The sequence below is a fragment of the Streptomyces poriticola genome, from assembly GCF_036689765.1.
Lineage (GTDB): Bacteria > Actinomycetota > Actinomycetes > Streptomycetales > Streptomycetaceae > Streptomyces > Streptomyces poriticola.
On record NZ_JBAGKH010000010.1, the window covers coordinates 40,745 to 65,983 of the forward strand.

At 74.2% G+C, this 25,239-nt stretch carries 19 protein-coding genes and 1 pseudogene; 12 read left to right on the forward strand and 8 right to left on the reverse strand.

Features of this window, described 5'->3' with window-relative positions; genetic code table 11:
• Positions 1-6 precede the first annotated feature (6 nt).
• Genes V5O46_RS16235 through V5O46_RS16245 form a run of 3 tightly spaced genes read right to left on the reverse strand, consistent with a single transcriptional unit; the run spans position 7 to position 3,988 of the window.
• Entirely contained in the window at positions 7-651 is a 645-nt protein-coding gene (locus tag V5O46_RS16235) for an ABC transporter ATP-binding protein (protein ID WP_332885314.1), read from the reverse strand.
• Positions 648-3,512 (reverse strand): ABC transporter permease subunit, encoded by a 2,865-nt coding sequence (locus V5O46_RS16240; RefSeq protein ID WP_332885315.1) that lies wholly within the window; start codon positions 3,510-3,512, stop codon positions 648-650. Before V5O46_RS16240 ends, V5O46_RS16235 begins: the two co-directional genes overlap by 4 nt.
• On the reverse strand, positions 3,512-3,988 hold the full coding sequence (locus V5O46_RS16245; RefSeq protein ID WP_332885316.1) for a hypothetical protein: 477 nt from the start codon (positions 3,986-3,988) through the stop codon (positions 3,512-3,514). The genes V5O46_RS16240 and V5O46_RS16245 overlap by 1 nt, the downstream gene beginning before the upstream one ends.
• Before the next feature lie 214 nt (positions 3,989-4,202).
• Here V5O46_RS16245 and V5O46_RS16250 point away from each other — a divergent pair, with 214 nt between their 5' ends.
• The 4 genes from V5O46_RS16250 to V5O46_RS16265 all read left to right on the forward strand — a co-directional run bounded on the left by V5O46_RS16250 (position 4,203) and on the right by V5O46_RS16265 (position 7,537).
• Positions 4,203-4,766 (forward strand): hypothetical protein, encoded by a 564-nt coding sequence (locus V5O46_RS16250; RefSeq protein ID WP_332885317.1) that lies wholly within the window; start codon positions 4,203-4,205, stop codon positions 4,764-4,766.
• Positions 4,735-6,042, forward strand: a complete 1,308-nt coding sequence (locus V5O46_RS16255; RefSeq protein ID WP_332885318.1) for an ABC transporter substrate-binding protein — start codon at positions 4,735-4,737, stop codon at positions 6,040-6,042. The genes V5O46_RS16250 and V5O46_RS16255 overlap by 32 nt, the downstream gene beginning before the upstream one ends.
• Positions 6,043-6,128: 86 nt before the next feature.
• Entirely contained in the window at positions 6,129-6,938 is an 810-nt protein-coding gene (locus V5O46_RS16260; RefSeq protein ID WP_332885319.1) for a hypothetical protein, read from the forward strand.
• A 383-nt stretch (positions 6,939-7,321) separates the two neighbouring features.
• On the forward strand, positions 7,322-7,537 hold the full coding sequence (locus V5O46_RS16265; protein WP_332885320.1) for an I78 family peptidase inhibitor: 216 nt from the start codon (positions 7,322-7,324) through the stop codon (positions 7,535-7,537).
• A 142-nt stretch (positions 7,538-7,679) separates the two neighbouring features.
• Here V5O46_RS16265 and V5O46_RS16270 read toward each other — a convergent pair whose 3' ends face one another.
• A complete protein-coding gene (locus V5O46_RS16270; RefSeq protein WP_332885321.1) occupies positions 7,680-8,726 on the reverse strand; it encodes a phosphatase PAP2 family protein in 1,047 nt (348 codons plus the stop codon).
• A gap of 239 nt (positions 8,727-8,965) precedes the next feature.
• Positions 8,966-10,114: a mannosyltransferase family protein gene (locus V5O46_RS16275; RefSeq protein WP_332885322.1), complete on the reverse strand. Its 1,149-nt coding sequence runs from the start codon at positions 10,112-10,114 to the stop codon at positions 8,966-8,968.
• Between the two features lie 273 nt (positions 10,115-10,387).
• On the opposite strand from V5O46_RS16275, the gene V5O46_RS16280 reads away from it, so the two are divergent.
• On the forward strand, positions 10,388-12,004 hold the full coding sequence (locus V5O46_RS16280) for an MFS transporter (protein WP_332885323.1): 1,617 nt from the start codon (positions 10,388-10,390) through the stop codon (positions 12,002-12,004).
• A gap of 131 nt (positions 12,005-12,135) precedes the next feature.
• Positions 12,136-13,326: an acyl-CoA dehydrogenase family protein gene (locus V5O46_RS16285; RefSeq protein WP_332885324.1), complete on the forward strand. Its 1,191-nt coding sequence runs from the start codon at positions 12,136-12,138 to the stop codon at positions 13,324-13,326.
• A gap of 59 nt (positions 13,327-13,385) precedes the next feature.
• On the opposite strand, the gene V5O46_RS16290 is transcribed toward V5O46_RS16285, so the two are convergent.
• Positions 13,386-13,823, reverse strand: a complete 438-nt coding sequence (locus tag V5O46_RS16290) for a cell division protein SepF (protein WP_332885325.1) — start codon at positions 13,821-13,823, stop codon at positions 13,386-13,388.
• A gap of 308 nt (positions 13,824-14,131) precedes the next feature.
• Here V5O46_RS16290 and V5O46_RS16295 point away from each other — a divergent pair.
• The 3 genes and pseudogenes from V5O46_RS16295 (at position 14,132) to V5O46_RS16305 (ending at position 18,390) form a co-directional block, all read left to right on the forward strand.
• Positions 14,132-15,254, forward strand: a pseudogene (locus tag V5O46_RS16295) (DUF5685 family protein).
• A 764-nt stretch (positions 15,255-16,018) separates the two neighbouring features.
• On the forward strand, positions 16,019-16,927 hold the full coding sequence (locus V5O46_RS16300; protein WP_332885326.1) for a S1 family peptidase: 909 nt from the start codon (positions 16,019-16,021) through the stop codon (positions 16,925-16,927).
• A gap of 380 nt (positions 16,928-17,307) precedes the next feature.
• Positions 17,308-18,390, forward strand: coding sequence for a S1 family peptidase (locus V5O46_RS16305; RefSeq protein ID WP_408649004.1), 1,083 nt, complete (start codon positions 17,308-17,310; stop codon positions 18,388-18,390).
• Between the two features lie 96 nt (positions 18,391-18,486).
• Here the strand turns inward: V5O46_RS16305 and V5O46_RS16310 are convergent, their stop codons facing one another.
• The gene (locus tag V5O46_RS16310) at positions 18,487-19,569 is read right to left on the reverse strand and encodes a DUF3533 domain-containing protein (protein ID WP_332885328.1); all 1,083 of its coding nucleotides are present in this window, start codon (positions 19,567-19,569) and stop codon (positions 18,487-18,489) included.
• Between the two features lie 237 nt (positions 19,570-19,806).
• Between V5O46_RS16310 and V5O46_RS16315 the strand changes: the two genes are divergently transcribed.
• Both V5O46_RS16315 and V5O46_RS16320 read left to right on the forward strand, forming a co-directional pair.
• The gene (locus V5O46_RS16315; RefSeq protein WP_332885329.1) at positions 19,807-23,259 is read left to right on the forward strand and encodes a DNA polymerase III subunit alpha; all 3,453 of its coding nucleotides are present in this window, start codon (positions 19,807-19,809) and stop codon (positions 23,257-23,259) included.
• On the forward strand, positions 23,256-24,236 hold the full coding sequence (locus V5O46_RS16320) for a DNA polymerase Y family protein (RefSeq protein ID WP_332885330.1): 981 nt from the start codon (positions 23,256-23,258) through the stop codon (positions 24,234-24,236). The genes V5O46_RS16315 and V5O46_RS16320 overlap by 4 nt, the downstream gene beginning before the upstream one ends.
• Before the next feature lie 20 nt (positions 24,237-24,256).
• Here the strand turns inward: V5O46_RS16320 and V5O46_RS16325 are convergent, their stop codons facing one another.
• Entirely contained in the window at positions 24,257-24,631 is a 375-nt protein-coding gene (locus V5O46_RS16325) for a cupin domain-containing protein (protein ID WP_332885331.1), read from the reverse strand.
• Positions 24,632-24,747: 116 nt separating this feature from the next.
• On the opposite strand from V5O46_RS16325, the gene V5O46_RS16330 reads away from it, so the two are divergent.
• Positions 24,748-25,194: a MarR family winged helix-turn-helix transcriptional regulator gene (locus V5O46_RS16330; protein WP_332885332.1), complete on the forward strand. Its 447-nt coding sequence runs from the start codon at positions 24,748-24,750 to the stop codon at positions 25,192-25,194.
• The last annotated feature ends 45 nt before the right edge of the window (positions 25,195-25,239 follow it).

A 25,239-nucleotide genomic window follows, 5' to 3' on the forward strand; every position in this document is an offset into this window, starting at 1 on the left:
GCCGGGTCAGCGGCGCCCCAGCTCGCCCGCCTCACCGCTGAAGACGACCGTGCCCCGGCGCAGTTCGTGCACCAGCACGGTGCGGCGGTGCAGGGCAGGCGGCAGCCGCTGCTCGGCGACGACCACACAGGCGTCCAGCGCGCCCAGCAGCTCGTACGTCCGGGCCGCGACCGAGGGCGACATGCCCTGGGCCGGCTCGTCGACGAGCACGATGCGCGCGCGTGCCAGCAGGACGCGGGACAGCGCCAGAATGCGCTGCTCGCCGCCGGAGAGCGTGCCGGCGCGGCGCCCCAGCAGGGGCTCCAGCTGCGGGTAGGCGTCCAGCGCCGGGCGGTGGTCGCGGGCGGTGAGCGCGAGGTTCTCGCGCACCGTCAGCGAGGCGAACACCGCCCGGCGCTCGGGCACCAGGCACAGGCCGCGCCGGGCCCGCTCGTACGCCGGTACGCGCGTGATGTCGGCGCCGTCCCACGCCACCGACCCACCGGACAGCGGAACGGTTCCGGCCATCGCACGCAGCGCGGTCGTCCGGCCGGAGCCGTTGCGGCCCAGCAGGACGGTGACGCCCGGACCGGGCGCGGTGAGGCTCACGCCGTGCAGGGCCTCCAGCGGGCCGTAGCGCACGCGCACGTGATGCAGCGACAGCAGGGTCACGGACCGGCCCCCCGGTGCACCGCGTCCAGGACGCCCTCGGGCGGGCCCGAGGCGACGATGCGGCCGGCCGCCATCACATGCACCACGTCGGCGAGGTCCGCGACCAGGTCGAGGTCGTGCTCGACGACCAGCAGGGCCATGCCGTCGGCGGCCAGCGCGCGCAGCACCCGGGCCAGCGCGGCCACCTCGGCACTGTCCAGGCCCGCGGCCGGCTCGTCCAGCAGCAGCACGCGCGGGGCGCCCGCCAGCGCCCTGGCCAGCTCCACGCGGCGCAGTGTCCCGGTGGGCAGACCGGCGGCGGGCAGCGCCCGGACCGGGCCGTCGAGGCCGAGCAGCCGGAGCGTGCGCTCCACGGCGGCCGGGTCGCTGACGCTGCCCTGCTCGGAGCCGACGCGGACGTTCTCGGCCACCGTCAGGGTCGGGAAGACGGCCAGCTGCTGGAACGTCCGTGCGATGCCGAGGCGGGTGCGGGCGTGGGCGGGCCGGCGGGTGAGGTCCCGGCCGGCGAGGCGCACCTCTCCGCGGGCGGGGTGCAGCGTGCCGGCGAGGCAGTGGAAGAGCGTGCTCTTCCCGGCCCCGTTGGGGCCGATCACCGCGGTGACGCGGCCCGCGGGGACGTCGAGGTCCACGCCGTCGAGGGCGGTGAAGCCGCCGAAGCGGACGTGGAGCCGGCGCGCGGTGAGGACCGGCTCGCCGGGCGGGGGAGCGGTGACCTCGCCGGGCGAGGGCGGGGTGCGCGGCCCGGAGCCGAAGGGATGCCTCCCCCGGAGGGGGCGCCTCCCGGGCCGTTCGGGCAGCGCAGGAGGCACGTCTGCCCGCGGGAGGCCGGGGGCCGCACCTCCCGGACCGCCGGGCCGGCTCGTCGGGCCTCCGCCGTCGGCCGGTCTGCCGCCGTCCTCCCTCCCGGGTGTGGCACCTGCCCCCGCTCCGCCCGGGCCGGTGGGGGTCACCGCGGTCAGGCCCGCCGCCACCGGGGTGCCGGCCGGGCGGGTGTCCACCGGGTGCAACCGGGTGCGTACCCGGGTCCGTACGCGGGAGCCCAGGTCCGTCAGTGCCGTGGGCCGCCGCAGCCGCAGGCGCCGGGCCGTCGTGCGCAGGGCCTCGTAGAGGCCGCCCGGGAAGCGTCCGAGGAGTACGGCCAGGACGCCGATCAGGGCCGCCGCCACCCCGCCCCGGGTCCCCGCGTCCAGGCCGACCAGCAGGGCCGCGGCGAGCAGCGCGCCGAGTGTGCTGTCGGCGCCGATGACGACCACCGCCGCGAACCACAGCAGGCCGCGCACGGGGTCGTACGCCGCGGGGTCGAAGGCGCGCAGCCCCATACCGAGCAGGGCGCCGCCGAGCGCGGCCAGCGCCGCGCCCGAGACGAACGCCAGGAGCTTCAGCGCGGGCACCGGGACGCCCGCCGCCGACGCGCCCGACTCGTGGTCCCGCATCGCCGCCAGCGCCCGCCCGGTGCGGCCCCGCCGCAGCGCCGCCGTGACCAGCAGGGCGAGCGCGAGAACGACCAGTTCGAGGACGTAGTAGGCGCGGTCGCCGGTGAAGCCCGCCGGGCGGCCGAGGGACAGCCCCGCGGTGGCGTACGGCTGGGCGAAGACGAACCGGCTCACCCCCACGCCGACCGCGAAGGTGGCCAGTGCCAGCGCCAGTCCCCGCCGCCCGATCGCCGGCCAGCCGGTCAGCAGGCCCAGCGGAGCCACCAGGACGACCGCCACCGCGAGCGCGGCAAGCTCCGGCAGCCGGGGCAGGCCCGGGAACCGGCCCGCCGCCAGCAGCGCCGTGAACAGGGCGCCCAGGCCCGCGTAGGCCGCCTGCCCCAGCGAGATCTGCCCGCCCCGGCCGGTGACCACCACCAGGGACAGCAGCACCACCGCCAGCGCCGGGACCTGCACGGCCGTGTGCAGGTCGCGCCCGGCGAAGCCGAGCGGCAGCAGGAACAGCACGACCGCGACGATCCAGGCGGCCGGCGGAGTCGGCAGGCGCGCGGTGGCCGCGCGAGGCAGCGCGTCGCGGGCGCCCACACCGGGCAGCACCAGAGCCGTCACCAGCAGCGCCACCACGAACAGGTTCGCCCCCAGCGCCTGCACCAACGGCTCGCCCCAGCCGGACGGGTGCAGCCGCGTCAGCTGACTCTGCGCCACTCCGATGCCGAGCGCCACCAGCACCGCGACCGGCAGGCTGCGCATCCGCGCCGCCACCGCGACCGCCACCACCTCCATCACCAGCAGCGGCAGACCGTACGGGTCGAGCCGTACGTACGGCGCCAGCAGCACCCCGGTCACGCCCGCCGTGAACGCGCCGAACGCCCACCCCGCCGCCGCCACCCGGTCCGCGTCGATGCCGCCGAGCACCGCGAGCTGCCGGTCGTCGACCACCGCCCGCAGCTCCCGACCGAACCGCCCCCGCCGGATCACCGCCCCGACCGCGGCGGTCAGCGCCAGCACCACCGCCAGCTGGGCCCAGGGCTCCCGCGGCAGCAGCTCCGGCGCGTCCGCCCGGGCACCCTGGCCCCACAGCAGCGCGGCCCCGCCCACCAGCAGCACGAACACCCCGAGGGACGCCACCAGGGTCTGCGCCGGATCGCTGCCGAGCACCGACAGCGGCCGGAAGACGAACCGCTCCAGGACCAGTCCGAGACCCGGGGCCAGCACCAGCAGCGTCAGTGCCGCGGCGGGCCACAGCGGCCAGCCCCACTCGACCACACACTGGCGCAGCACGTACGCGCACACCATCGCGATCGCACCGTGCGCGAAGTTGAGCACACCGGTCGCCCGGTAGGTCACGATCAGCCCGACCCCGGTGAGCGCGGCGGCACCCCCGACCGACAGCCCGGCGAGCGTGAGGTCGTACGTCAGGGACGCCATCAGCCGAGGTCGCCGCCGGGCTCGCAGATCGGGCAGGGATCCAGCTCGCCGCCCGTGAGCAGCCCGGCGTCCACCGGCACGGCCTCCGCCTTCCCGGCGACCAGCGGGCAGTCCGCGCGGTGGAACAGCGTGCCGCCCGGTACCGTCCGCAGCTCACCGCTGACCGCGGCCGGTGCTCCCGCCGGCCGCCCCGACTCGTCCGCGTCGGCGGGCTCGGCGTCCACCAGCAGCCCGTACAGCTCCTCCATCCGCGCGGCGGCGACGGTGGTGCGGCCGTGGGCCAGCAGCACCGCACCGGCGACGATCAGCGCCGCGCCGGGCACCGTGCAGGAGGCGATGTACGGCAGTTGCCGTTCGGCGAACCGCTCGCCGGAGACCCCGTACCAGCCGAGGACGCACAGCACTGCGCCCGTGGCGAGGGCGGCCCAGCCGGCCCACAGCACGGGGGGCACGGTCCGCAGTCGGGCTGTCCGCATCGCTGGCTCCCTCCGGCTGCCGCCCGGCACCGTCTGCTCCGCTCCGCCCGGATCCCTCGGGCCCGCCGGTCCCCTCAGGCTGCCTCAGGCCGCTGCCGTCCGCCTCCGGCGGCTTCCGGGCGAGCCGGCCGATGGCTTGCACTATGCCTCCCGGGAGCCGACCCTGAAAGCACCGGGCGCACCCGGCCCGGACCGACACCCGGTGGTGAGCCCTATGGTTCTCGGCAGCGATCTCGGGCGGGCGGACGGGCCGCGCGGCAGCGCGCGGCGAGGCAGGGCGCTGGTGGTCGCCCTCCTGCTGGTCCTCGCCCCGACCCTCGCGGCGTGCGGCGACGACGACGGCGGCGGAGGGACCCCGCCCCCGACCCCGACCGCGGAGCGCACCACGACCAGCGCCCCGGCGACCGAGCCCTCCGACCGGGCCGCGGCGGAGGCGGAGGTCAGGGAGAACTGGCAGACGTTCTTCGACCCGGAGACCACCCTGGAGGAGAAGCAGCTCCTCCTGGAGAACGGCGAGCAGATGGCCCCCGTGCTCGAGGCCTTCAGCGGCGACGAACGCGGCGGGCAGGTCGAGGCCGAGGTGACCGGTGTCGAGTTCACCTCGCCGACCGAGGCCGACGTCACCTACACCCTCACCCTGCAGGGCGCCACCGCGCTGCCCGACGCCTCCGGCACCGCCGTCGAACAGAACGGCATCTGGAAGGTGTCCGCCAACACCCTGTGCGCGCTGGTCCAGCTGAGCGGCAATGGGACGGCGTCGCCGGTTCCGGGCTGCTGAGGCCGCTGCCGCAGTGCTGCTGCTCGCGCTGAGCGCGGCCTGCGGCAGCCGCCTGCCCGAGAGCGAGTTCGAGCATGACGACCGCGCCCCCGCACCCGGCCGCACCGACGCCGGACCGATCCCCGTCGGCATCATCACCAGCGCCACCAGCCCGGTCGGCGGCGACGCGTTCACCGGCCCGCGCGACGGCGCCCGCGCCTGGTTCGAACAGCTCAACGCGCGCGGCGGCATCGACGGCCGCCGCGTCGAGGTGCACCTGTGCGACGACGGCGGCAGCGGCGTCGGCAACAACGAGTGCGTCGACCGGCTCGTCGACGAGGAGAAGGTGGTCGCGCTGGTCGCCACCACCGCCCTCGACTACGCCGCCGCCTCCCGGGTCTCCCGCGCGCAGGTGCCCGACATCGGCGGTCAGCCCATCGGGCCCGCCTACGACACCTGGCCGCACCTGTACGGCATCTACGGCAGCCTGGCGCCGCGCGAGGGCACGCCCGGCTGGGACGGCGAACTGTACGGCGGCACCGAGGTCTACCGCTACTTCAAGCGCGAGCACGGCGCCCGCACCGCCGCTGTCGTCTCCTACAACCAGCCGGCCTCCGCCGCCTACGCCCGGCTCGTCGAACGCGGCCTGCGGGCCGAGGGGTACGAGGTGGTGACCGAGCAGGTCGACTTCGCGCTGCCCAACTTCCGGGCCGTCGCCGCCGATCTGCGGGAGCAGGGCGCCGACCTGGTCTTCGACGCCATCGACCGGCACGGCAACGCCCGGCTGTGCGAGGCCATGGACGCCGTCGGCGCGACCGTCCTCGCCAAGGTCACCAACGTGCAGAACTGGACCTCCCGGGTCGCCGAGGACTACCGCGACGCCCCGCGCTGCCGCAACGCCCTGTGGGCGACCGGGGCCAGCCGCAACTTCGACGACACCGGGCATCCGGCCGTACGGGAGTTCCGGGAGGCCACCGAGGACCTGGACACCCACTCCCAGTGGCAGCTGGAGGGCTGGGCCGCCGCCCGCTGGTTCACCGACGCGGCCCGGTCCTGCGCGAAAGAGGGCGTCACCGGCGTCACCCGCGCGTGCGTCGACGCCTACATGGACCGCAGCAACGGCTACACCGCCGGCGGCCTGCTGCTCCCCGTGGACTTCGCACGGCTGCCCGAGCCGCCCGAGCAGAGCCGTGCCTGTCTGTCCGTGGCCCGCTGGAAGGACGGGAGCGGCTGGGTCACCCAGGGAGACATGAACCGCACCTGCTTCGACGTTCCCCTGCTGGCCTACGAACCGTGATCGCATCGCAATCCGCCGGAAGCAACCAGACAATCGTGTTCCGGGTCTCACCGGACGACGAACCGCCCAGGGAGGAAGCGCACCGCATGACGTCGCCGGCCCGGCAGGCCGCACCGCTGCGCGCCGACTGCATCGCCGACTCCGCGGGCGGTCTGACCTTCGACGTCGCCACGCCCGGCGACGCCGGCGTGGCCCATCTGCTGCTGCGCCGCCGCGACGCCGACGACGAGGTCAGCCTGCCGCTGGCCCCCGCCGCCGAGGGTCGGCTGCGCGCCGCGCTGCCCAGCACCGTCGCTCTGCCCGAGGGCCGCTGGGACGCCTACGCGCGCGTCGCGGACGACGAGCCGCACCGGCTGGTGCCCGGCGTCACCGACCTGCGCTCCCTCGCCGACCGCATCCCCAGCGGCCTGCACGGCCATGTCGCCGTCCGTATCCCGTACGCCACCCGGCAGGGCAACCTCACGGTCCGCAGCTGGCTGCGCGCCCCGCACGCCGAGGCCGCCGAACTCCGGGCGGGGGAGACCGGGCTCAGCGTGCGCGGGCGGGTGTACGGCGTCGAGCTCGGCCCCGGCGCCCACGCCGAGCTGCACGGACGTCCCGGCACGGGCGCGCGCGGCACCCGCCGGCTCGACCTGACCGGCGAACGGACCGAGTTCCGGCTCGCCGTGGCCTACGCCGGACTGCCGCCGGGCGTGTGGGACCTGTGGCTGCGGCCGGCCGGCCCGGGCGGGCCGCGGGTGCGGGTGGCCCGGCTGCTGGACGACGTCGCCGACAAGCAGCCCGTGTTCACGTTCCCCTCCGCCCGCGTGCAGACGCCCGCCGGCGCCGTGGTGGCCGGGCCGTACTACACGCAGGACAACGACCTGTCCGTGTCGGTGACCGCGCTGCGTCCCTGAACGGCCGTACGACGCGCCGGGTGACCTCCCCGCCCCGTGGGCGAGCGGTGTCCGCTCCGCGGAGCGATACGGAGACAGTGTGCCGCCGATGTGTTTTTCCTGTGAATGCAACGGAGGTGCGGGCGTCGCCCGCACCGGACCGGGAATGCGTTCGCGCGGGTATTGCGCGGCCGGTTTTCGACCGGCCATTCGAAAGGCGTTCGCGGCCCGTGGGAATTTCCGTCCGGCGTCTGGGGAACACGGCCGGAATCGCTCGTCCGTGTGAGGGAGTTCGGCCAGAACGCGGAGCACGGTCTGTGACAGAAGTGTGACGAGCGGGGATCCGCGGCGTCCGTTGCGGGCCCGGGCTTCCCCGTCCGCGGAGCAGCGCATAGCGTGGCGGCATGTCATCGATTCCGACCCCTCCGGCCGAACCCGGGGACAGCCCGGACGCATACGTCGGCCTCGAATCCGGCGCGGCCGAACGGCTCGCGTACGAGCGGGGCTGGTCGACGGTGCGGTCGCTGCCACCCGGGGCGATCATCACGATGGAGTACCGCGTGGGGCGGCTGAACTTCGAGGTGAAGGACGGCCGCGTGGTCCGGGCCTGGAAGGGCTGACACCGCCCGGGACGGGCCCGGCCCACGGCGACGGCCCCTGCCCTCCCGGCAGGAGGGCAGGGGCCGTCGCCGTGCGGGCGAGAGGGCGTGCCGGCGGGCGAGGGGCGGGTTGTGCGTACCGGGCCCCGCGCCGCGCGGCCGGTCAGCCGCCCGCGCCGTGCCGGGCGGTGGAGGTGGGCGCGGAGCCGCGCGGATGCCGCTCGGCGTGCTGCGGGCGGCGGACGCCCGCAGGGGTGACGGGCGTCCGCTCCGCGTGTGCCGTGAGCGGGGCCGAGGCCAGGTACACCGGCGCCACCGCGGCCCGCGACCGGGACGCGGAGGCCGGCTCGTACACCGGGTCGTCCCCCCGGCCGGTGGTGGCCGACGGGGTGAGCACCACCGGGGCGCCGACCGGCCGCGTCACCGGCGCGACACGGCCCGCACGGGCCGGGACACGGTCGCGCAACCGGTCGCGCAGGGCCAGGATCCAGGCCTCGGAACGGGCGATCAGCGGCTCGAACCACGGCAGCGCCAGCAGGATCAGCAGCCCCGCGGCCCAGCCGAGGAGCACATCGCTCAGCCAGTGCGTGCCGATGTAGACGGTGGACAGCCCGACGCCGAGCGAGACGACCGCGGACAGGGCGGACAGCCAGCGGCGAGCCCGGGGCGTGGAGGCCAGATAGGCCAGGATGCCCCAGGTCACCACGGCGTTGGCGGTGTGACCGCTCGGAAATATATCGCCGCCGAGCCACATCTCGTTGGAGCCGATCGTGGTCGCGTAGTGCGGTCCGAGCCGGCCCATGCCGAGCTTGGCGGCACCCACCGTGACATTCAGCAGCAGCAGCGAGACGGCCAGCGCCAGCAGCGGCCGGAGCGTGTGCTGCCGCCAGGAGCGCCAGCCCAGCCAGGCCGCGACCATCACCGCGGTGGGGCCGCGCTGGCCCAGCACCACGTAGTAGTCGACGAACGCGTGGATCTCCGGCCACTGCTGGTAGGGGCGGAAGAACATGACCTGCCAGTCCAGGCGGACCAGCCAGGAGGTGATCAGCACGGCCCAGACGATGGCCGCGTAGAAGGCGAGCGTGCCGGCGAACAACGCAATCCGGTGCCGGCTCATCTTCGGTACATCGAGGAGGACCGGGCGTTCGGGTTCCCGGTCCAGCCTCGCGAACACCCGATCCAGCCGGGTGAGGTTCCGTTCGGTGCGCACCCAATCGACGTTACAGCGAGTGAGGACCGAACCCCGACGAATCAACAGCTTTGTGATGACGATGTGATGTGGGATTCCTCTCAGGTGCCGCGCTATTTCTTGGCATTCCGTAATGCGCGGCAGCCGTGTCCCGCAATTCTTTTGATCATTCCGGACGACTGTTTTATCGGTCCTTATGAATTCGTTCACCGCGCGCTCGTGCGGCATTCTCCGTCCGGTCGCCGGACCTCCGGGGCGGGTCAGGGCGGACCGGAGCCGTTCAGCCAGAACGCCCCGTAGAGCGCCGACAGCACCGCGACACCCCCCACCACCGGCGCCGACACCCGCACCCGCAGCCGCGCCAGGGCGACGGCGAGCGGGAACAGCAGCGGGAAGGCGGGCAGCAGCAGCCGCGGCTTGGAACCGAAGTAGCCCGACGCGCACAGCGCGAGCGCGGTGACGATCCCCCCGTACACCAGCAGCGCCGGCGGCTGGCGCTGCCGGAGGCAGGCGGCGTACAGCCACGCCACCAGGCAGACACCGACGACCAGTCCCAGGCCGGCCAGGGCGGACGGGAACGACGTGAACTTCGCGGCGACGAAGCGGGCGAACGCGTACCCGCCGTCGAAACCGTTGCCCCAGCCGGCCTGGACGTCCAGATAGCCGAACGCGCCGCCGCCCGTGCGGTGTCCGACCCACAGGACGTAACCGGCGGCGCCCAGCGGCGCGAGCAGCAGGCCCGCCACCCGCCGCACCCGCTCGCTCCGCTCCTGCGGGAGCCCCGCGAGCGCCGCGGTCCACACCGCCGCCGCCACCGCGAGCCCCACCGGCCGGGTCAGCCCGGCCAGCAGCGCCAGCGTCCCCGCCGTCACCCAGCGGCCGGTGAGCACCGCGTACAGCGACCAGGCGGCGAGCGCGGTGAACAGCGACTCGCTGTACGCCATCGACTGCACGATCCCCACCGGCAGGACCGCCCACAGCAGCACGGCGCACACACCGGCCCGGCCGCCGTACAGATGCTCCGCCACCGCGAAGATCCCCCAGGCCGCGGCGAGCGAGGCGAGCGCGCTGACGACGAAGCCGGCGTCGGCGTACGACAGCGGCGACACCGCCGCACCCAACCGCTCCAGCCAGGGCAGCAGGGGGAAGAACGCGAGATTGGAATGCACGTCGCCGTCCGGCAGCCGCACCTCGTAGCCGTAGCCCAGCTCGGCCACCCTGGTGTACCAGAGCGAGTCCCAGCGGGCGGTCAGCAGCGGGTACGCGCTCTTGTCCCGCGCGGCGCTGAACAGGGCCAGGACGATCAGGCCCAGGGCGCGCACGGCCGCGAAGCCGAGGAGCGCCGGGGCGGCCCGGTGCAGGGCCGGGGAGCGGCGGCCCGCGGTCACGCGCGTGTCGAGATCGGTCACGGGCTCGATTATCGGTGGCGCCCGGAACCGCCCGGCGGGCCGGGCCGGGCGCCGGCAGGTCGGCAGGTCAGGACAGTGGCGTACGCCACATGGGCTACCGGTGGCGGGTGAGAGGTCCGCCACGCGGGCGCCGTGGGGACTCGCGTACTCTGACGAGTCACTCGCGTTGCGCTGCGCGGCCCGGAGACCTCCGCTCCACTCCGGGCGAGCCGCGGGGAGTCCCCACCCCGCACAGCCCCCGCCGGACGCGAGGGACATCTGGGAGGTACGTACATGTCCGGGACGACCACGGCTGCCGCCGGGCAGCGCCGTCGGGCGGCCGGGGCCGGTGCCCACCGCTGGGTGGTGCTCGTCGTCCTCTGCGTGAGCCTGCTGCTGGTCGCCGTCGACGCGACCGTGCTGCACGTGGCGGTCCCCGCCGTCACCGAGGACCTCAGGCCCGGCGCGATCGAGCTGCTCTGGATCGTCGACGTCTACCCGCTGGTCTGCGCCTCGCTGCTGATCCTGTTCGGCACGCTGGGCGACCGGGTGGGCCGCAGACGGGTCCTCCTTCTGGGCTACGCCCTGTTCGGCGTCGCCTCCGCGCTGGCCGCCGTCGCCGACCACCCCCAGGTGCTCATCGCGGCCCGGGCGCTGCTGGGCGTCGGCGGAGCGATGATCATGCCGGCCACGCTGTCCATCCTGCGGCAGGTCTTCCCCGACCGGCGGGAGCGCGCGCTCGCCATCGGCATCTGGAGCGCGGTGGCCGCGGTGGGCGCGGCGGTCGGGCCGCTGCTCGGCGGCTTCCTGCTGGAGCACTTCTGGTGGGGCTCGGTGTTCCTGGTCAACATCCCGCTGATGCTGGTCAGTCTGCCGGTGGGGCGGCTGCTGCTGCCCGAGTCCAAGGGCGAGGGCAAGGGCCCCTGGGACGTGGTCGGTGCGCTGATGGCGGCGGCCGGGCTGTTCGGGCTGGTGCTGGGCGTCAAGCGGCTGGGCGGCGGCGAGTCGGCGGCCGGTGTGTTCACAGTGGTACCGCTGGTGGCGGGCGCGGTGCTGCTGGCCGCGTTCGTACGGCGGCAGCGGCGGCGGGCGCATCCGCTGGTGGACCTGGAGATGTTCCGGCGGCCGGCGTTCAGTACGTCCGTCGGGTGCATCGTGCTGGCGATGCTCGCGCTGGTGGGTCTGGAGCTGATCGCGGCGCAGTACCTGCAGTTGGTGCTGGGGCTGTCGCCGCTGCAGACGGGGCTGCGGCTGCTGCCGCTGACCTTCGCGGCGATGGCGGCGGGCCTGGCGGGCGCGCGGATGCTGCGGAGGCTCGGACCGCGCCGGATGGTGTGCGCCGGATTCTGTCTGACCGCCGGGGCCGTGGTGCTGCTGACGGCGATGGGCCGCGAGGACAACTGCACGCTGCTCCTCACCGGTTTCGTGCTGCTGGGCTTCGGGCTGGAGACCACGCTGTTCGGGGCGTACGAGTCGATGCTGAGCGACGCGCCGCCGGAGCAGGCCGGCGGGGCGGCGGCGATCGGGGAGACGTCGTACCAGCTGGGCGCGGGGATCGGGATCGCGCTGCTGGGCACGGTGATGAACGCGGCGTACTCGCCCGGACTGGCCGGGCTGCCCGGGGTGCCGGCGTCGGCGTCGACGGCGGCGGGGCACTCGCTGGGTGAGGCGTACGAGGTCGCCGCGCAGCTCGGCGGGCCGGCCGGGGCGCTGCTTCGGGACGCGGCGCGGAACTCGTTCGTGCACGGGCTGCATGTGACGCTGCTGGTGAGCGCGGGGCTGCTGCTGGCGGGGGCGGTGATGGCGCTGCGGCTGCCACGGACGATGCAGTGCGAGGGCGCTGCCCCCGACGCGGTGGAGGTGCCTGCGCCCCGGGACGCGGTGACGTCGGAGTCCCGCGTCTCGGTGTGATCCCGGTTCTCCCACCGGCGGGTGGTGCGCCGTCGGGCCGGGGACGGTGGACGCCACGGGGGCCCGCCCCGTAACGTCAGGCGCGTCGTCGTGGCTAGCAGCGCTAGTTAAGTTCTCCCGGAGGGTAAGACATGGCCTCGTCCGCGAAGCTCCCCGCCTTCGACCCCGCCGACCCCCTCGGCCTCGACGACCTGCTGGAACCGGAGGACCTCGCCGTCCGCGACACCGTGCGCTCCTGGGCCGCCGACCGGGTGCTGCCGCACATCGCCGACTGGTACGAACAGGGCGACCTGCCCGGCGTCCGGGAACTCGCCCGCGAACTCGGCGGACTCGGCGCGCTCGGCATGTCGCTCACCGGCTACGGCTGCGCCGGCGCGAGTGCCGTCCAGTACGGGCTGGCCTGTCTGGAGCTGGAGGCCGCCGACTCCGGCATCCGGTCGCTCGTCTCCGTCCAGGGCTCCCTCGCCATGTACGCCGTCCACCGCTTCGGCAGCGAGGAGCAGAAGCAGACCTGGCTGCCCCGGATGGCCGCCGGCGAGGTCATCGGCTGCTTCGGGCTGACCGAGCCCGACCACGGCTCCGACCCGGCCTCCATGCGGACGTACGCCAAGCGCGACGGCTCCGACTGGGTTCTGGGCGGCCGCAAGATGTGGATCACCAACGGGTCCGTGGCCGGCGTCGCCGTGGTCTGGGCACAGACCGACGACGGCATCCGCGGGTTCGTCGTCCCCACCGACGCCCCCGGCTTCTCGGCTCCCGAGATCCGGCACAAGTGGTCCCTGCGCGCCAGCGTCACCAGCGAACTCGTGCTGGACGACGTGCGGCTGCCCGCCGACGCCGTGCTGCCCGGGGTGACCGGGCTGCGCGGGCCGCTGAGCTGCCTGTCGCATGCGCGGTACGGGATCGTCTGGGGTGCCATGGGCGCGGCACGCAGCTGTTTCGAGTCGGCCGTGGAGTACGCGAGGTCGCGGGAGCAGTTCGGGCGGCCGATCGGCGGGTTCCAGCTGACCCAGGCCAAGCTGGCCGACATGGCGGTCGAACTGCACAAGGGGATTCTGCTCGCCCATCATCTGGGGCGCCGGATGGACGCCGGGCGACTGCGTCCGGAGCAGGTCAGCTTCGGCAAGCTCAACAACGTGCGGGAGGCGATCGAGATCTGCCGCACGGCCCGGACGATTCTCGGGGCCAACGGGATCTCCCTCGAGTACCCCGTGATGCGGCATGCGACGAACCTGGAATCGGTGCTCACCTACGAGGGCACCGTCGAGATGCACCAGCTCGTGCTGGGCAAGGCGCTCACCGGAATCGACGCGTTCCGGTAGGGGCCCGGAAGAGCGGGGCCCGAAGAAGTGCGGGCGGGGCCGGTGTGCGCGGCCCCGCCTCAGCTCTGGTTGAAGAAACCGTCCGAGCGGTGTGCGGCCGGTTCACCGCTGATGATCTGCGTGTCCGCGGGGCTCAGCAGGAACACGCGGGTGGACACCCGCTCGATCGAGCCGCGCAGACCGAAGATCAGCCCGGCCGCGAAGTCGACGACGCGCTTGGCGTCGGCCGCCTCCATGGCCGTGAGGTTCATGATGACCGGGACCCCCTCCCGGAACAGCTCGCCGATGGCCCGCGCGTCCCGGAAGCTGTCCGGGGTGACCGTCCCGATGCGGCGGCCCCGCTCCTCGGCGGAGTCCGCGGCCACCTTGACCCGCGGGTCGGTGACCCAGGCGTCCCCGGAGTCGTTGCCCTCGTAAGTCTCGTCGTCGTAGTAGCGCTCGTCATCGTTGTCGTCGACGAGGCCGAGCCACGCACTCGCCTTGCGTACCGATCCCATGGACGCCTCCTCTCACAGCGGTCTTTCGTGCTTTCCGCATCCCTATGGTCATCCATGATGCGGACGTCGCGCCAAGTGGATAGACGCCGCGCGGGGGGTTTGTGACGGTACTGGTGCACAGCGAATACGTCGAGAGTCCAGGTCCCCCAAGGGTCGTTTCCCGAACGGCTGCTGACTGTGAGTGAAATATGATTCTTCTCGGCGTACGGGTGACGGGCAGGGCGTACGGGTGAACGAGCCGGCCGGTACGATGCCGCGGTTCAGCGGCCACGCGTCGTCACGCACCACGGGGGAGCGTTGTGTTCTAAATCGTCAGGCCCTGCCGGCATCGGCTCGGGAAGCGGCTCGCCGGCCAGTGGACGGCGCATCTGTGCGGGCTGTGCCTCGCGCTGCGCACGGACCACGGGCAGTTCGCGCGGATCGTGACCAACTACGACGGCCTGCTCATATCGGTGTTGACGGAGGCTCAGACCGGCCGCGGGGGCGCCGGTGCCGGGTGGCGTACGGCCGGACCGTGCCCGTTGCGGGGGATGCGCACCGCGTCCGTCGCCCATGGCGAGGGTGCCCGGCTCGCGGCCGCCGTGTCCCTGGTGCCGGCCTCGGCGAAGGTGCGCGACCATGTCACCGACGGCGACGGGCTGCTGGCGCGCCGGCCGGTGGCGCGCGCCGCCCGCCGGGTCGCCGCGGGCTGGGACGCGACCGGGGCGCGCACCGGCCGCGCCGTCGGATTCGACACCGCCGTCCTGGTCGACGCCGTGGACCGGCAGACCGGGGTCGAGGCGCTCGCCGCGGCCGGGACACCGATCCTGACGGTCACCGAGCCGACCGAGACCGCCACCGCGGCGGCCTTCGCCCACACCGCCCGGCCGGCCGTACAACGCCGAGCCGCTCGCCGAGGCCGGGCGGCTCTTCGGGCGGCTCGCCCATCTCCTGGACGCCGTCGAGGACCGGGACGCCGAGGCCGCCGCGGGCGCGTGGAATCCGCTCACCGCCACGGGCACCCCGCTCGGCGAGGCCCGGCGGCTCGCCGACGACGCGGTGCACGGGGTGCGGTTGGCGCTGGCGGAGGCCGAGTTCAGCGACGGGCGGCTCGCGCACCGGCTGCTCGTGCACGAGTTGCGCGCCTCCGTCGACCGCGCCTTCGGAACCGCCGCCACCTGTGCACACAGCTCCGGGCCCTACGCGCCGCCCGGCACCCCGGGAGCTCCCGGTGCCCCGGGCGCGCCCGGCGGGCCGCTGCCGCCGGAGCCGCCGCGCCGCAGCCGCCGCGGACCGCTCGCCGGGTGCGCCGTATGGGTGGGGCCGGCCTGTACGTGCCGGCTGTGCTGCGGCACGTACGAGGACCCGTGGAGCGGGGAGCGCAAGGAGGCGCCGTGCAGCAACGCCGACTGCAGCGGCTGCGGCGACTGCTGTCAGTGCCGCGACTGCTGAGGATCCGTCAGCCGTTGCGGTCTGCGCCGTGAAACCGGCCCGCCCCGTGAACGGTCCCTGCCGCTGAGCAGGTGGGGCGAAGTCCGCCGCGGTTCGGCAGCGCCCTGAAGGGGCGCGGGGAACTGCGCGATCAGCCGCGCCGGTGCCGCAGACGGGCGACGGCACAGCGGGCACTTCCAGCGGAGCGCGTGGCGGCGCTGTCCCGCGCCCCGCGGTCCGCTCCCCCTGACGGGCACCCGCCGGCCGGCGGACTATCCGGACGGTCGACTTCCGGACATTCCCGGGGCCGGGCGTGCGGACGGTGACGCGGTGCTGCCGGCCGCGGGCACGGCGGACCGGCTGACGGCGGAGGGCGCCGGGAGCGCCGGCCCCGGGGAGGGAGCGCGGGGCGTGCGTGACGCCGACCGGCCGCCGAGGTGCGCCCCGCCTTCCACGGCATGGCGGCCACGCCCTACGGCCCGGGCCCGCCGGTGCCGGGATGCCGCACCCCGTACCGCTCCGGGGGCGGTGCGAGGAGCGGGTGCCCGACGCCCGCGGGAGGGAGCCGACGCCCGCGGATTCCCGGCTGAACCGGCCCGGGTAGTTCAAGAGTTGACGGCCGAAAGGCACCCTTGCGCCGACCGGCCGTTCGGCCGAATACTCCCCCTCAGCGCTTGTCAGGGGCACGGCATGTTCGCATTGCGGACCATCCGCCTCCTGGCTGCGCCTCACGGGCCCTCAACCCCACGACAGGGCCCCCGACTTCCCCCGTGGAGGAACGAAAAGTGAGGATCAAGCGCACCACCCCCCGCAGCGGCATCACGAGACGGACCCGGCTCACCGCCGTGGCCACCGGCCTCGTCGCCGCAGCCGCGATCGCGGTCCCCAGCGCGAACGCGGCCGGCACTCCCGCCACCTTCAGCTCCGCCGAGCTCGACAGCGCCAGCGCCTCGGTGCTGAAGGCCGACGTCCCGGGCACCGCCTGGGCCGTCGACGGCAAGACCGGCCGGGTGCTCGTCACCGTCGACAGCACCGTCTCCGACGCCGAGATCGCCAAGATCAAGAAGCAGGCGGGCGACAACGCCGGCGCGCTCACCATCAAGCACACCCCGGGCAAGTTCACCAAGCTGATCCAGGGCGGCGACGCCATCTACGCGAGCAGCTGGCGCTGCTCCCTCGGCTTCAACGTCCGCAGCAGCAGCGGCACCCAGTACTTCCTGACCGCCGGTCACTGCACCGACGGCGCGGGGACCTGGTACGCCAACTCCAGCCGCAGCACGGTCCTGGGCCCCACCGCCGGGTCCAGCTTCCCGGTCAACGACTACGGCATCGTCCGGTACACCAACTCGTCCATCAGCAAGCCCGGCAGCGCGGGCGGCGTGGACATCACCCGCGCGGCCACGCCGAGCGTGGGCACCAGCGTGATCCGTGACGGATCCACCACCGGTACCCACACCGGCCGCGTCACCGCCCTGAACGCCACCGTCAACTACGGCGGCGGCGACGTCGTCTACGGCATGATCCAGACCAACGTCTGCGCCGAGCCGGGTGACTCCGGCGGCCCGCTCTACGGCAGCAACGGCGTCGCCTACGGTCTGACCTCCGGCGGCAGCGGCAACTGCACCTGGGGTGGCACGACCTTCTTCCAGCCGGTCGTGGAGGCCCTGAACGCCTACGGCGTCAGCGTCTACTAGGTCCACCGGATCTCCCGGGCCGCATCCCACGGACGCAGCCGGCAGCTCCACGGAGCCCTCGCACGCAACCGCCGTGCGGGGGCTCCCGCCTGTCCGGATCCGGGGGGCACCGCCGCTCGGCGGGCGGTGGGTTCCGGACAGGAGTAGACCTCACCGCCCGGTGACGGGTCACTCGCTCGTAGTGTTTGCAGCGCGAACCCGCCCGGCCCCACGGGAATGGTGAAGGCCGTGTGGGCGCACTGGAATTGTCGTGCGCACGTCCTGAAGTCGACCTTGTGCGCGCCCTGTGGAGTTCGGAAGAGTTGGCGCCCGTCAACCAGCCTTCCGGTCCCAGAGGTCCCCACAACCTCCCGGACCGACCCCCCACAGGAGGACGTGAGTTGAAGCACCGACGCATATCCAGGAGGCGTGCGGCCGTGGCAGGTGCGGGCATCGCCGCACTGGTCGCCGCGGGAGTCACCTTCCAGAGTGCGAACGCCAGTGAGACACCGGCCGCCGACACGCCCCGGACCCTGTCCGTCACGGCGGCCGGAAAGCTCGCCTCCACGCTCGCCGCCGACCTCGGCACCGACACGGCGGGCAGCTACTACGACGCCGAGGCCGGGAGCCTCGTGGTCAACGTCCTCGACGACGCCGCCGCACAGGCCGTCGAGGAGGCGGGAGCCGAGGCCCGCGTCGTGGAGAACTCGCTCGCCGAGCTGAGGAGCGCGCGCACCGCCCTCCAGCAGGACGCGACCATCCCGGGCACCGCCTGGGTCACCGACCCGACCACCAACAAGGTGGTCGTCACCGCCGACCGCACGGTCTCCGAGGCCGAGTGGGCCAGGCTGACCGAGGTGGTCGAGGGGCTCGGCGGCACGGCCGAACTCAAGCGCACCGAGGGCGAGTACCGGCCCTTCGCCGCGGGCGGCGACGCCATCACCGGCGACGGCGGGCGCTGCTCGCTCGGCTTCAACGTGGTCAAGGGCGGCGAGCCGTACTTCCTGACCGCCGGTCACTGCACCGAGGGGATCTCCACCTGGTCGGACTCCTCCGGCAACGTCATCGGCGTGAACGAGGCCTCCAGCTTCCCGGGCGACGACTACGGCCTGGTGAAGTACACCGCCGACGTGGACCACCCGAGCGAGGTCAACCTCTACAACGGCTCCACGCAGGCCATCTCGGGCGCCGTCGAGGCCACCGTGGGGATGGGGGTGACCCGCAGCGGTTCCACCACCCGGGTGCACTCCGGCACGGTCACCGGTCTCGACGCCACCGTGAACTACGGCAACGGCGACATCGTGCACGGCCTGATCCAGACCGACGTCTGCGCCGAGCCCGGCGACAGCGGCGGCTCGCTGTTCTCCGGCAGCGACGCGGTCGGCCTCACCTCCGGCGGCAGCGGCGACTGCACCTCGGGCGGGGAGACCTTCTTCCAGCCGGTGACGGAGGCGCTGTCGGTCACCGGAACACAGATCGGCTGAGCCGGGACCGCGGGCAGGCCCCGCGGAAGCCCCGCCGACGTCTCGGCGAAGTCCCGCCCCGCGCGCAAGGGGCGGGACTTCCCCATGTCCGTGGCGTCACGGAGCCGGTGCGGCCGGCTCCTGGGCGGAGTGCCCGTGGCGCAGCCGCGCCGCCAGCATGGTGATCACGACGCCGGCCGCCGCCCACGCGGACAGCACCAGCAGGGAGCCGGTGATGCCGTTGCCCCGGAAGTAGGCGATCGAGCGCGCCGCCCAGGTGCCCGCGCCCGGCGGCAGCGCCGGGCCGATCGCCTTCCAGAACGGCGGCAGCATCGGCAGCGGGAACGCGCCGCCCGCGCTCGGGTTGCCCGCGATCACCACGAGCAGGATCGCCAGCCCGATCCCGATGATCCCGAAGAGGCCCTGGAGGGCGAGCGTGGCCGCGCCGACGGCGAAGGTGACCAGGGCGCCGAGCCCCCACAGCGCCGCCACGCTGCCGGGCAGGGCGCCCAGGACCGGCCCGGCGATCACCGCGCCGCCGAGGCCGCCGGCCACCGCCACCAGTGCCATCACCAGCAGTCGGATCGCCGCGCGGCGCGGGTTGGCGGGCCGGGCGCCGGTGCTGATCGCCAGGATCGAGGCGCACAGATAGCCGCCGACGCACCAGCCGATGACGACGTAGAAGGACGACAGCGCGTTGAAGTCCTGCGGCGATGCGGGCGCCACGTCGACGGTGCGCAGGGTGCGGCCCTCGGCCCGCTCCAGCCGGGTGACGAGGTTCTCCAGGGTGGTGGCCAGGGCGGTGCCGCCGCCGGAGGCGACCAGAAGGGTGTCCCTGCTGCCGCCCGGATCCAGGATCAGGGCGCCGTCGGTCTCCCGGTCCAGGATCTGCTGCCGTGCGGTCGCCTCGTCGGCCACCGTACGCGGATCCAGCGGCGAACCGGGCAGCTGTTCCAGCCGGTTCACCGCCTGTCCGGCCGCGGCCGGGGGCGCGACCACCCCGAAGGGGATGTCCTTGGGTTCCGGCTCGTGCAGGGCTCCGACGTAGGAGGCGATGAACAGCAGCTGGAGCGCGATCACACCGAGCACGAGCAGGGTGGCCCGCGGGGTGACGGCGTCCTTCACCTCGGCGAGGAAGCCGTGCGGGTCACCGGGGCCACGGGGGCTGGGCGGGGTGCCGGCGCCGGCGGTCTGTGTCATGTCCCTCACGTTCGAGGTCCGAGGACGCTTACGCAGGCGGGACAGGGCCGAACGGATGGCGTACGCGCGGTGGTCGTCGGCATAGGTTTCCGGCCACTCGCCGCCTCACTCTCCGAATCGCTTTCGTGTTCGAATTTGGTCGCTGACCGGCGTCGATGACGTTAGAGTATTCGAACGAGAGTACGATGAACATATCGGGCGTCTGGCTGAAAAGGGGTGGAGTGATGGAGGTGCGGCATGACGGGCTTCGCCCATCTGCACGTCGCGTCCGGTTACTCCGCCCGCTACGGCGCATCCCATCCCGAGCAGTTCGTCCGGCGGGCGGCCGGGCGGGGCATGCCGGCCCTCGCGCTCACCGACCGGGACACGGTCACCGGGACCGTCCGGTTCGTACGGGCGTGTGCCGCCGCCGGGGTCCGGCCGGTCCTCGGTGTCGACCTGGCGGTGGAGGCCCTTGCGCCCCCGCCGCCCGGCCGGCGGCGCCGTACTCCGGCACGCGGCGGTGCGCATGTCGTCGAGCCGCCGCTGCGGTTCGTGCTGCTCGCGCAGAACCGCGAGGGATGGGCGCGGTTGTGCCGCATCACCTCGGCCGCCCATGCCGGTGCCGGGTCCGGTACGCCGCCGGTGGTGCCGTGGGAGGCGCTGCGCGAACACGGCGGCCCCGGGCTGACGGTGCTGCTCGGTCCGCTCTCGGAGCCGGTCCGGGCACTGGCGGCGGGCAGGGAGGACGTCGCGGTGCGGCTGCTGGCGCCGTGGCACCGGATCTTCGGAAGGGGGGTCCGGCTGGAGGCCGTTGCGCAGAAACGTTTCGGCATAGAACCCGGATCACTTCGGCTGGCCGCCCGGACGCTGGCCCTGGCCGACCGCACACGTACCACCGCGGTGCTCACCAACGCCGTCCGCTACGCCGACCCCGACCAGCACCGCCTCGCCGACGTCCTGGACGCCGCACGGCTGCTGCGACCGATCGACCGGCGCCGCCTGGACAGCGGACAGCGCTGGCTCAAGGACGAGCGGGCGATGACGGCCGTCGCGCGGCTGGTCGCCGAGTGCGCCGGAGCCGACGACCGGCGGGCCCGCCGCCTGCTCGCGGACACCACCGCCACGGCGGCCGCATGCACCGTCGATCCCGCGGCGGACCTCGGACTGGGCACCCCGCACTTCCCCGAACCGGAGCTCTTCGGCGCCGAGCCCACCGAGGGCGGAGCCGCGCGGCTGCTGCGCCGGCAGTGCGAGGACGGCCTGGCCCGGCGCGGTCTCGACCGGGACCGGCAGGCGCGCGACCGGCTGGACGAAGAGCTCGAGGTGATCTCCACCCTGCGCTACGACTCGTACTTCCTCGCCGTCGGCCAGGTCGTGGCCGACATCCGGGCCAAGGGCATCCGGGTCGCGGCCCGTGGCTCCGGCGCCGGGTCGCTCGTCTGCCATGCGCTGGGCATCGCCACCGCCAACCCGCTCGAACACCGCCTGCTGTTCGAACGCTTCCTGAGCGTGCGCCGGGCGTCCCTGCCGGACATCGACATCGACGTGGAGTCCGCCCGGCGCCTGGAGTGCTACGACACGATCTTCGACCGGTTCGGCAGGGAGCGGGTGGCGGTCACCGCGATGCCCGAGACCTACCGGGCCCGCCGGGCCCTGCGTGACACCGGACTCGCCCTCGGCATCGCACCCGCGGACGTCGACCGGATCGCCAAGAGCTTCCCGCACCTGCGCGCCTGTGACATCACCGGCGCCCTCACCGAACTGCCCGAACTGCGGCAGCTGGCGGCCGAGGCGCACCGGTACGGACCGCTGTGGGAACTCGCCGAGGGCCTCGACTCCCTGGTCCACGGCATGGCCATGCACCCCTGCGGTGTGGTCGTCAGCGATGCCACCCTCCTGGACCGGTTGCCGGTGCAGCCCACCCCGCAGGGCGACTACCCCATGGCCATGGCCGCGAAGGAGGAGATCGAGGACCTGGGCAACATCAAGCTCGACGTCCTGGGCGTCCGGATGCAGTCCGCGATGGCCCACGCCGTCGCCGAGATCGAACGGACCACCGGCGACCGCATCGACCTCGACGACCCCCGGCAGGTGCCGCTCGACGACGTCTTCGCCTTCAAGCTCATCCAGGAGAGCCAGACCCTGGGCCTGTTCCAGCTGGAGTCGCCGGGACAGCAGGACCTGCTGTCCCGGCTGCAGCCCCGCGACCCGCAGGACGTCATCGCCGACATCAGCCTCTTCCGCCCCGGCCCGGTCGCCGGCGGCATGCCCGAGCGCTACATCGCCGCACGCCACGGCGGCACACCGGGATACGCCCACCCGGACCTGGAGCCGGTGCTCGCCGACACCTACGGCGTGACCATCTGGCACGAGCAGATCATCGAGACCCTGTCGGTGATGACCGGCTGCGACTACGCGCTGGCGGAGATCGCCCGGCGGGCGCTCGGTGAGCAGGCCCGGCTGCCGAAGATCAGGGACTGGTTCCACCGCACGGCACGCGCGCGCGGGTACAGCGCGGCCGTACGGGACGAGGTCTGGCGGACCGTCGAGGCCTTCGGCGCCTACGGCTTCTGCCGTGCGCACGCGGTCGCCTTCGCCGTGCCCGCCCTGCAGAGCGCCTGGCTCAAGGCGCACTATCCCGCGTTCCTGCTGGCCGGGCTGCTCGAACACGACCCCGGTATGTGGCCCAAGCGCGTCCTGGTCGCCGACGCCCGCCGGCGCGGTGTCCCCGTGCTGTCCGTCGACGTCAACCACTCCCGGGTGAAGCACACCGTGGAGAAGGCCGACGGTGAGCAGTGGGGGGTGCGGCTCGCGCTGTCCGCGGTGCACGGCATCAGAGAGGACGAGTGCGCACGGATCGAGGCGGGGCAGCCGTACGGATCGCTGTCGGACTTCTGGCAGCGGGCCCACCCCAGCAGACCGGTCGCCGAACGCCTCGCCGAGATCGGCGCTCTGAACCGCCTGCACGACGGCCGCCTCACCCGCCGCGATCTGCTGCTGCAGATCGCCGAACTCCACCGGGCCGCCCGCGCCCGGTCCGCGGGCAGCGGCCAACTGCCCATCGACACGGGCGCCGTCGGTGGGGCGGAGCCGAGCGGGCTGCCGGAGATGACCGGGCGCGAGGCCCTCAGCGCCGAGCTGGGCACCCTCGGCATCGACGTCTCCAGGCATCTGATGGAGCACCACCACCGGCTGCTGCGGGAGATCGGCGCGACCGACGCGGCGCATCTGGCCGGGCTGCGCGCCGGACAGCAGGTGCTCGTCGCCGGGGTGCGGGCCTCCACCCAGACCCCGCCGATCGCCAGCGGCAAGCGCATCATCTTCGTCACCCTGGAGGACGGCTCCGGCCTGGTCGACCTGGCCTTCTTCGAGGACTCCCACCCGGCCTGCGCGCACACCGTCTTCCACAGCGGGCTGCTGCTGGTGCGCGGCACGGTCCAGGTGCGCGGCACTCGCCGTACCGTCGTCGGCACCATGGCCTGGGACCTGGACGAGATCGCCGCCGCCCGCCGCGACAACGGTCCCGAGGCCGCCCTCGCCCTGCTCGGGGAGAGCCGCCCGCACCCGACCCCCGCCCAGCCGCGGCGCACCCTGGCCGACGGCACCACCGGCGCCCGCCTCCATCCGTACGCCGACCTCCGGCCCGCCGGCACCCGCTCGGCCGATCTGAAGAAGTTCGGGTACACCAGCCCGGGGAGCGCGGGATGAGCACACGCCAGCGGCACATCGCCCATCTCCATCTGCACGCCTCGCCGACCGAGGAGCAGTATGCCGAGGTGATCGAACTGATGTCCGGAATCACGCCCCATGTGCAGGCCGTCCCGCCCGACGCCGTCCAGCTCGACGTGACCTCGGCGCTCCGCTACTTCGACCTGTCCCCCTACGACGTCGTCCAGTTGGCGAAGCTCCGCCTGAAGGCCCTCTACGGGATCGACAGCAGCGCCGGGCTCGCCGGCAACCGCATGCTGGCGGCCATGGCGGCCGATGCGTCCGCACCGGGGGAGACCACCTGGGTCCCCGCCGGACGGGCGGCCGACTGGCTGTGTCCCCGGCCGGTCACCGCGCTGCCCGGGATCGGCCGCGCGACCGCGGAGATCCTCGGCCGGTACGGTCTGCACACCATCGGGCAGCTCACCGACCTGCCCGCGGGAACGCTGCAGCGGCTGCTCGGCGCGGGCCCCGCCCGGCTGCTGGCCGAGCGCGCCCGCGGCCACGATCCCCGCCCCGTCGTCCCGTCGGAACCGGCCGCGCAGCTGACGGCCGACCTCGTGCTGGACCGGGACTGCCTCGATCCGGCGCAGCAGCACCGGGCGGTCCTGGGGCTCGCCGAGCAGATCGGCGGACGCCTGCGCGGCGAACGCCAGATCACCGGCCGGCTCACCCTCACCGTGCGGTACGCCGACCGCAGCACCACCACGCGTACGCGCGCCCTGCCGGAGCCCACCAGTCACTCACCCGCCCTGGCGGCAGCGGCCGTGGGTCTGCTCACCGGCCTCGGGCTGCAGCGGGCGAGAGTCCGTGCCTTCGCCCTCCGTGCCGAACGGCTGCGTCCGGCCGGCGGCGCCTACCGCCAGCTCTCCCTGGACCCCGCCGACACCCGTGCCCGTGCCGCCGAGGCGGCCGCCGACCGGGCCCGCCGGCGCTTCGGCCCGGAGGCGGTACGCCCGGCCGCCCTGGCCGACTGACCACCGCCGGCGGTCCGGCCTCAGTTGGCCCACGGTGGAGCGAGCAGGGTGCCGTCGGCCAGCTCCGCCCGCAGGCCGACGGAGGTGGTGACCCAGGTGACGGCGGTGCCGTCGGCGGGGTTCTCGACGGCGAGGGTCGTGCCGCGGCCGACGATCACCGTGTCGCCCGCGGTGATGTGCTCGGTACGGCCGTCGAGGGTGATCAGCAGCTCGCCGTCGAGCAGGTGCAGGATCTCCTCCCGGTCGACGGTGTGGGCGGGCGCCCGGGTCCCCGCAGGGATCTCTCCCCGCCAGGCGGCCAGCTCCCGGCTGCCGGTGCGGGGAGCGGCGTACGAGACGAAGCGGGCGCCGTGGATCTCGTGGGTGACGGTGTCGGACGGTCGGACGACGGGCATGGCGGTCCTCTCGTGGGTGGCAGCAGGACTGAATAGTCAAGTGAATTGACCATATGGTCAAGCTACTTGATGGTCAAGGTGCCTGACCGATGGGTCGAGGGTGTTTCAATGCCTCCGTGCAGAACTCCGCAGCCATGGCCCTGTCCGCCACCCTGCTCGCCGTCGCAGGTGAGCTCACGCAGCGCATTCACGAGGGCGTCGTCGCCCGGGGCTTCGAGGGGCTGCGGCCCGCGCACGGGTTCGCCTTCGTCCGGCTCGCGCCGGGCGGTGCGACCGTCACCGATCTCGCCGGTCATCTCGGGGTGACCAAGCAGGCGGCCAGCCAGCTCGTCGACGAGCTGGTGCGGAAGGGGTACGCCGAGCGCCGGGCGCACCCCGGTGACGCGCGGGCCCGGCTGGTCGTGCTGACCGAGCGGGGCAGGGCCTGCACACGGGCCGCCGAGGAGGCGGCGGCGGAGGCCGTGGGCGCATGGGGGGACGTGCTGGGTGAGGCCGAGGTGCGCGCGCTCGGCGCGTCCCTGCTGCGGATCGCGCCCGACGGGCCGGTCCGGCCGACTTGGTGAGCCTCTATCACCCGACGCACAACCCGCGCGGGTTGTTACCGGAAG

Excerpts from the sequence above, each read along its gene's own strand:
- V5O46_RS16240 (WP_332885315.1), bottom strand. The coding sequence starts at position 3,512 with ATGGCGTCCCTGACGTACGACCTCACGCTCGCCGGGCTGTCGGTCGGG.
- V5O46_RS16245 (WP_332885316.1), bottom strand. The coding sequence starts at position 3,988 with ATGCGGACAGCCCGACTGCGGACCGTGCCCCCCGTGCTGTGGGCCGGC.
- V5O46_RS16250 (WP_332885317.1), top strand. The coding sequence starts at position 4,203 with ATGGTTCTCGGCAGCGATCTCGGGCGGGCGGACGGGCCGCGCGGCAGC.
- V5O46_RS16255 (WP_332885318.1), top strand. The coding sequence starts at position 4,735 with ATGGGACGGCGTCGCCGGTTCCGGGCTGCTGAGGCCGCTGCCGCAGTG.
- V5O46_RS16260 (WP_332885319.1), top strand. The coding sequence starts at position 6,129 with ATGACGTCGCCGGCCCGGCAGGCCGCACCGCTGCGCGCCGACTGCATC.
- V5O46_RS16265 (WP_332885320.1), top strand. The coding sequence starts at position 7,322 with ATGTCATCGATTCCGACCCCTCCGGCCGAACCCGGGGACAGCCCGGAC.
- V5O46_RS16280 (WP_332885323.1), top strand. The coding sequence starts at position 10,388 with ATGTCCGGGACGACCACGGCTGCCGCCGGGCAGCGCCGTCGGGCGGCC.
- V5O46_RS16285 (WP_332885324.1), top strand. The coding sequence starts at position 12,136 with ATGGCCTCGTCCGCGAAGCTCCCCGCCTTCGACCCCGCCGACCCCCTC.
- V5O46_RS16290 (WP_332885325.1), bottom strand. The coding sequence starts at position 13,823 with ATGGGATCGGTACGCAAGGCGAGTGCGTGGCTCGGCCTCGTCGACGAC.
- V5O46_RS16310 (WP_332885328.1), bottom strand. The coding sequence starts at position 19,569 with ATGACACAGACCGCCGGCGCCGGCACCCCGCCCAGCCCCCGTGGCCCC.
- V5O46_RS16315 (WP_332885329.1), top strand. The coding sequence starts at position 19,807 with ATGACGGGCTTCGCCCATCTGCACGTCGCGTCCGGTTACTCCGCCCGC.
- V5O46_RS16320 (WP_332885330.1), top strand. The coding sequence starts at position 23,256 with ATGAGCACACGCCAGCGGCACATCGCCCATCTCCATCTGCACGCCTCG.
- V5O46_RS16325 (WP_332885331.1), bottom strand. The coding sequence starts at position 24,631 with ATGCCCGTCGTCCGACCGTCCGACACCGTCACCCACGAGATCCACGGC.